Origin of the sequence: Polynucleobacter campilacus (assembly GCF_002206625.1) — a bacterium.
Taxonomy (GTDB): Bacteria; Pseudomonadota; Gammaproteobacteria; order Burkholderiales; family Burkholderiaceae; genus Polynucleobacter; species Polynucleobacter campilacus.
The window spans coordinates 20837-27399 of the sequence record NZ_NGUP01000006.1; the positions used below are offsets into that span (position 1 = coordinate 20837).

6 protein-coding genes and 1 pseudogene are annotated in these 6563 nt (G+C 47.0%); all 7 read right to left on the minus strand.

Features of this window, described 5'->3' with window-relative positions; genetic code table 11:
- Positions 1–6 precede the first annotated feature (6 nt).
- Positions 7–1545, minus strand: a complete 1539-nt coding sequence (gene purF, locus CBI31_RS09805) for an amidophosphoribosyltransferase (protein WP_088526228.1) — start codon at positions 1543–1545, stop codon at positions 7–9.
- A 4-nt stretch (positions 1546–1549) separates the two neighbouring features.
- Complete coding sequence (locus CBI31_RS09810; RefSeq protein ID WP_088526229.1) at positions 1550–2116, minus strand: CvpA family protein; 567 nt, start codon at positions 2114–2116, stop codon at positions 1550–1552.
- Complete coding sequence (locus CBI31_RS09815; protein WP_088526230.1) at positions 2116–2901, minus strand: SPOR domain-containing protein; 786 nt, start codon at positions 2899–2901, stop codon at positions 2116–2118. Before CBI31_RS09815 ends, CBI31_RS09810 begins: the two co-directional genes overlap by 1 nt.
- A 3-nt stretch (positions 2902–2904) precedes the next feature.
- Positions 2905–4230: a bifunctional tetrahydrofolate synthase/dihydrofolate synthase gene (gene folC / locus CBI31_RS09820; RefSeq protein ID WP_206075499.1), complete on the minus strand. Its 1326-nt coding sequence runs from the start codon at positions 4228–4230 to the stop codon at positions 2905–2907.
- Between the two features lie 4 nt (positions 4231–4234).
- Positions 4235–5122 carry an acetyl-CoA carboxylase, carboxyltransferase subunit beta gene (accD, locus tag CBI31_RS09825; RefSeq protein ID WP_088526231.1) on the minus strand — a complete coding sequence of 296 codons (888 nt, stop codon included), beginning with the start codon at positions 5120–5122 and terminating at the stop codon, positions 4235–4237.
- A 6-nt stretch (positions 5123–5128) separates the two neighbouring features.
- Positions 5129–5926 carry a tryptophan synthase subunit alpha gene (trpA, locus tag CBI31_RS09830; RefSeq protein WP_088526232.1) on the minus strand — a complete coding sequence of 266 codons (798 nt, stop codon included), beginning with the start codon at positions 5924–5926 and terminating at the stop codon, positions 5129–5131.
- A gap of 9 nt (positions 5927–5935) precedes the next feature.
- Positions 5936–6370, minus strand: a pseudogene (locus tag CBI31_RS09835) (tryptophan synthase subunit beta); the annotation flags it as partial.
- Positions 6371–6563 lie beyond the last annotated feature (193 nt).

The following is a 6563-nucleotide window of genomic DNA, read 5'->3' on the forward strand; positions in this document are numbered from 1 at the left end:
GGCTTTTTAGTCTTCGGTAGCTAAATGCAGATGAAGCTGAGAGGTGGCAAAGTCGCTTGAATCACGCTGACGATCCGCTTTTGCTGCAGAGGTATTTCTGGCAGCTTCTAGGGCATCCAGATAAGAATCAGTAATATCCCCAGTGATGTAATTACCATCAAAGCAAGAAGCTTCAAAGTTCTTAATATTGGGGTTGATATCGCGTACGGCTTGCTTCATATCTTCAACACTTTGATAGATCAATTGATCAGCGCCAATCATCTTATTGATTTCTTCATCCGTGCGACCATAAGCAACTAACTCGCTACGAGTTGGCATATCAATCCCGTACACATTTGGGAAGCGCACAGGCGGAGCTGCTGATGCAAAGATCACTTTCTTGGCACCAGATTCACGCGCCATTTGAACAATTTCAAATGAAGTAGTGCCACGTACGATAGAGTCATCGACAATCAATACCGTTTTATCTTTGAACTCGATGCGCATTGCATTGAGCTTCTGGCGTACTGACTTCTTACGCACCGCTTGACCTGGCATGATGAAGGTCCGGCCAATATAACGATTCTTAAAGAAGCCTTCACGATAATCCACGCCCAATTTCTTAGCCACTTGCATGGCTGCTGGACGGCTTGAATCCGGAATCGGCATAACCACATCGATCTCATCGACATTGGTCACCTTACGAATCTTCTCAGCCAGATAATCACCCATGCGCATCCGCACGTTGTAAACAATCACTCCATCAATAGTGGAGTCTGGACGCGCCATGTAGACGTACTCAAAAATACAAGGCGTTAGAACTGCATTAGGCACACACTGACGAGAATAGAAATTGCCATCAAGATCTATATAAATTGCCTCGCCTGGGTTTACATCACGTACAAAAGTAAAACCTAAACCTTCAAGCGCTACCGATTCTGATGTCACCATCCACTCGGGGCCTTGCGGTGTATCAATCCGACCAAGGCATAAAGGACGAATCCCAAATGGATCGCGGAATGCCAATAAGCCATAACCAGCAATCAGGGATACCACTGCATAGGAGCCTTTTACGCGATTAGTCACTCCAGTTACCGCATTAAACATAGCAGCTTCATCTAAGGCGACACTATTAGTTTCCTTTTGCAACTCATCAGCTAAAACATTTAATAACACTTCTGTATCAGAGCTGGTATTAATATGGCGGCGATCACGGTAAGCCATCTCAACACGCAAACTTGGTGCGTTGGTAAGATTGCCGTTATGCGCAAGCACAATGCCATATGGAGCACTGACATAAAAAGGCTGAGCCTCTTCTTCGCTACTTGCTGAGCCAGCTGTTGGGTAACGGACTTGACCAATACCGGCATTACCTACCAAGCTACGCATATTACGAGTTCTAAATACGTCGCGTACTAGGCCATTGGCTTTATGCATGGTGAACGAGTTACCGTTCATAGTTGCGATACCCGCCGCGTCTTGTCCGCGATGTTGCAAGAGCAACAAAGCATCGTAGAGCAGTTGATTCACTGGTGAGTGGGAAATGGTTCCGACGACGCCGCACATATCTCTAGCTTCCTATTGTTAATGTAGGAGTAATGGTAGGTATTACTTTAGGCATTACCTCACCCAATTGCTTAGCCCAGTCGGCTGGTAGCCAACCTTTAATTAAACCGGTTGCCATGTCTATAGCCGGTCTTGTAACGGCGTTTTTCCAGGCCAGACTTTGAGGAATCGGTGTCAATGCAGCCAATGTTGCCAGAATGACCACAATCAAGCCCCCACGCGCCAGACCAAATACCAATCCCAAGAATCGATCTGTCAAGCTTAAGCCCGCGGACATAATCATTTTTTGCACTAGCCCGCCTAACAAGCCACAAATAATTAATGTCAAGATGAAGAGAATGAGAAAGCTCACACCAAGACTGAGCAACTCATCCATGTGGAAAGTAGAAAGCCATTCGGTAGCCAGATAATTTGTATAGTGATAAGCAACCCATGCGGCTGCAAACCAAGATGCTAGAGCTAGCACCTCCTTAAATAAGCCACGAGAGATGCCGACTAGTGCAGATACTAAGAGCAATACTAGGGTGAAATAATCCACCGACGTTAATTTTAAGGTGGATAAGAATTCCATTACTGTTTACCAGTCTCGATAAGTCTTGGTGATAGACCCATCGCCTTAATTTTCTTTTCTGCCGCTTCTGCAGTGTCTTTATCGGTATAGGGGCCAGCACGAAGAACAAAGAGCTTAGTGCCATCGCTGCCGTTTTTATTTAAAACGTAGTTTGGGATCTTTTGCTCTTTGAGCTTTGCGATCCAACCTTGAGCGCGCTCTTCTGAAGCGAATGCACCAATCTGAATGACATATTTTCCTGAGCCATTAGATGCGCCGTTGCTACTAGCGTTACTGCCACCATTACTAGGTGCGGCAATCACCTCTTCTCCCGCAGCCAAACCTAAACCAGGAGTTTTATTTGGTACAGGTGTTGGCTTAACCTCTACTTTAGCCTCTGGCTTTACTTCCACTTTTGATTCTGGAGCAAGCGTAAGTTTAGGGGTTTCTTTTACAGGCTCCGCAACGACTTCTGCCTTGGGCTTCTCTTCAGGTTTTGAATTAGTTCCAGGAATTGGTAAGCTGGTTACGATATTGACGGCAATATCGTTGGGTGCTGACTTCGGATTGCTATCCAAAATACGCGGCAGTCCAACCACGGCAATCAGGACTAATACAGCGGCGCCAATAAGACGATGGCGTGCTCTTTGTTGCTCTGGATCTTCTGTAAGGGCAAGTTCTTCTGCTTCAGCAGCGCGTTGAAAACTACGTGGGGCAGCGCGTGTAGCGGAGTGTCTCCCTACTGAACCTAGTCTAAGGTCATCAGCCTGTGTTTTTCGCTTAAAGAAGCTCGGTAAACGAATCATGGATCAATGGGCCTGGTTGTTTCGGTAAGTCATTACGCCTGCAACGGTATAGAAGGATCCGAAGGTCACAATTCTATCACCCTCACCCGCTTTTGAGAGCGCTTTTTGATACGCTGCAGCAGGATCTGGGAAGCACTCAATACCACCATCAGCCCCATTTTGAGGATTTACGCCCAAGGCCTCAAGCCTGTGCGCTAAACCCTTGGCAGTCGCGGCTCTAGGGGTCGGTAAATCAGTACAAAACCAGAAATCCACGATATTCAGCAAGGGCTTTATGACCCCATCGATATCCTTGTCTGCCATGGCCCCAAAAATAGCGTAGGTATAGGGGTGGTAGCCCATCTTGTCTAAGCCTTGTGCCAAAGTAGCGGCAGCATGGGGGTTGTGGGCGACATCCAAAACCACTGTAGGCTGACCCGGCAGAACCTGAAAGCGACCTGGTAATTCAACCATTGCAAAGCCATTGCGAATATCCTGCGCACTGACTGGTAAACGCTGATGCAGGGCCATCAAGGCAGCAATCACGGCAGAAGCATTCAAAATTTGATTAGCGCCGCGCAATGCTGGATAGCCAAGTCCACTAAAGCGTTTCTGACGGCCTGCCCAACCCCATTGCTGTTTGTCACCTTGGAAGTTGTAATCGCGCCCTTGCAACCACAGATCGCAGTCGAGCTTTTCTGCATGATCAATTAAAGACTGCGGAGGCACTGGATCACCACAGACTGCAATATGTCCTGGACGGAAAATGCCCGCCTTCTCAAAACCAATTGCCTCTCTAGTGCCGCCCAAGAAATCTGCGTGATCAATATCAATACTCGTCACGATAGCGCAATCCGCATCCACAATATTGACTGCATCTAGACGGCCGCCCATGCCTACTTCTAATACCACTGCATCCAAATTAGATTTGGAGAAAAGATGCATGATGGCTAGGGTGGTGAACTCAAAATACGTTAGCGTTGGCGGATCTACTAAACTCACGCGCGCTTTTTCAACGGCAGTGAAATGCTCCAACAGAATATTGTCAGTCACCTCTTGCCCGTTAACTCGAGCACGCTCATTAAATTTCAGTAAATGCGGTGAAGTGTGGCAACCCACCCGATAACCAGAGGCCAGCAAAATACTTTCCAGATAAGCGCATGTGGAACCTTTACCGTTGGTGCCAGCAACGGTGATCACCGGGCAATCAAAGTGCAGATCTAATGCCGCCTTTACACGATTGATGCGCTCCAAGCCCATGTCGATACCAACGGGATGAGCAGTTTCGAGGTGGCTTAGCCAAGCCTCTAGGCTAGAAAAAATAATTGGGGTTTGGTGTGCTGTACTCAAGCGCTTAAACGGCTGCGCTACCCGCAATCGCAGGCTCTGGAAGTTTTTGTAAGAGCGCTAATAATCGTGCAATCTCACCACGCATTTGGCGACGGTCAACAATCATGTCAATACCGCCCTTTTGCATTAAGAACTCAGAGCGCTGAAAACCTTCGGGTAATTTTTCACGAACAGTTTGTTCAATCACGCGAGGGCCAGCAAAACCAATCAAGGCTTTTGGTTCAGCCATCACCACATCACCCATAAAGGCGAAGCTTGCAGAAATACCACCCATAGTTGGGTCAGTCAGAACGCTGATGTATGGCAAACCTTTTTTAGACAATAAGGTCAACATCGAGTTGGTCTTAGCCATCTGAAATAGTGACAACAAACTCTCCTGCATCCTTGCGCCGCCTGTTGCAGTAATACAAATGAAGGCGCATTTCTTATCAATGGCCTCTTGCACGCCACGGGCAAAACGCTCACCCACTACAGAACCCATCGAGCCACCCATGTATTGAAATTCAAAACAGGCAGCAACAACTGGAATCGTTTCAAGTTTTCCACCCATGACGATCAAGGCTTCTGTTTCACCAGAGGCATCATTAGCTTCTTTAATACGATCTGGATATTTTTTGGAATCTTTAAATTTCAGAGGATCGGTTGGGTAGATATCAGCACCGATTTCATAACGGCCTTTTGGATCGAGCAAACTATCTAAGCGCTGGCGTGCACCAATGCGCATGTGATGACTGCACTTAGGGCAAACCGAAAGATTGGCTTCGATATCAGTGCTGTAGAGCACTGTTTCACAACTAGGGCACTTAACCCACAATCCTTCTGGTACTGATTTGCGATTCGCAGGATCAGTGTGCTGAATTTGGGGTGGGAGTAATTTATCTATCCAGCTCATGAGTTTTTAACTATCCAATGCGATACGAATCTCGCGAATGAAGGTTTCAAGTGATTGTACCGCCTGTCCAGCAGGCGCTTCCTCTAAAAGGCGAATAATTCTGCTACCAATCACCACTGCATCGGCACTCTGAGAGACCGCCTTGGCGCTAGCGGCATCGCTGATTCCAAAGCCCACAGCAATCGGAATATCAGTCTCTTGACGAATTTTAGGGATGATAGTGGCCACATCTTGGGTATTGAGGTTTGCACCTCCCGTGACACCACGCATGGATACGTAATAGATATAACCAGAAGCTATTTTGGCTGCTTCTTTAATACGTTCATGTGAAGAAGTAGGTGCTAATAAGAAAATCGGATCGATGCCTGCAGCGCGCATACGCGCTGCAAAATCAACGCACTCTTCAGGCGGGTAATCCACTATCAATACACCATCTACTCCAGCAGCTTTCGCTTCAGTTGCAAAACGCTCTGCACCCATTTGCTCAACCGGATTGGCATATCCCATTAAGACCACTGGGGTGTTTGGATCTTGTTTCCGAAATTCCTTCACCATTTCCAAGCAAACGCGCAATGTAACGCCTTGAGTCAATGCACGCTCCGAAGATCTTTGAATTACCGGACCGTCGGCCATTGGATCTGAAAATGGAACGCCTAGCTCAATCACACTAGAACCACCGCGCACCAATGCATGCATCAGCTCTACCGTCATACCGGGATCAGGATCTCCAGCAGTAATAAAAGGAATTAATCCTTTTTTCCCACTTGCTTTTAACTCCTTGAAGAGTGCCGTAATTTTTGACATAAGAGTTGCTTAACCTTCGGAGCCGGTTGCTTGCGCAACGGTATGCATATCTTTATCACCGCGGCCAGAGAGGTTTACCAGAATAGTCTTTTCTTTTGGTAAAGTCTTGGCCAGCTTGCAGGCATAAGCAATCGCATGAGCTGACTCTAGCGCAGGAATAATGCCTTCAATTTGGCAGCAATCATGGAAGGCCTTGAGTGCTTCTTCATCAGTAATGGCAACATAGTCAGCGCGACCAGAATCTTTTAACCAAGCATGCTCGGGACCAACACCGGGATAGTCCATTCCAGCTGAGACAGAATGCGTTTCAGAAATCTGGCCGTTCTCATCTTGCAATAAGTAAGTGCGATTGCCATGCAATACGCCGGGCTTACCAACACACAGTGCAGCCGAATGCAAACCGCTACCAAGTCCATGTCCTGCAGCTTCTACACCAACTAACTTCTTACGTTAGTAGCAATCGCAATGCAAGGATCTGCAATTGCTCAACAAGCAAACGATCCTAAGTTCAACAAGATGATCAAGGATGGTTTTAAAGCTGAAGGTATTGCTGGCTTAGACCGCATTGATCAGGATGCAACCCAAAAATTTTGTTCTGATCCTGTATTTGCAAATAGCAAGCAGGGTGAAAAAGATG

Coding starts and splice junctions, on each gene's coding strand:
- purF (WP_088526228.1), bottom strand. CDS start 1,545: ATGTGCGGCGTCGTCGGAACCATTTCCCACTCACCAGTGAATCAACTG.
- CBI31_RS09810 (WP_088526229.1), bottom strand. CDS start 2,116: ATGGAATTCTTATCCACCTTAAAATTAACGTCGGTGGATTATTTCACC.
- CBI31_RS09815 (WP_088526230.1), bottom strand. CDS start 2,901: ATGATTCGTTTACCGAGCTTCTTTAAGCGAAAAACACAGGCTGATGAC.
- accD (WP_088526231.1), bottom strand. CDS start 5,122: ATGAGCTGGATAGATAAATTACTCCCACCCCAAATTCAGCACACTGAT.
- trpA (WP_088526232.1), bottom strand. CDS start 5,926: ATGTCAAAAATTACGGCACTCTTCAAGGAGTTAAAAGCAAGTGGGAAA.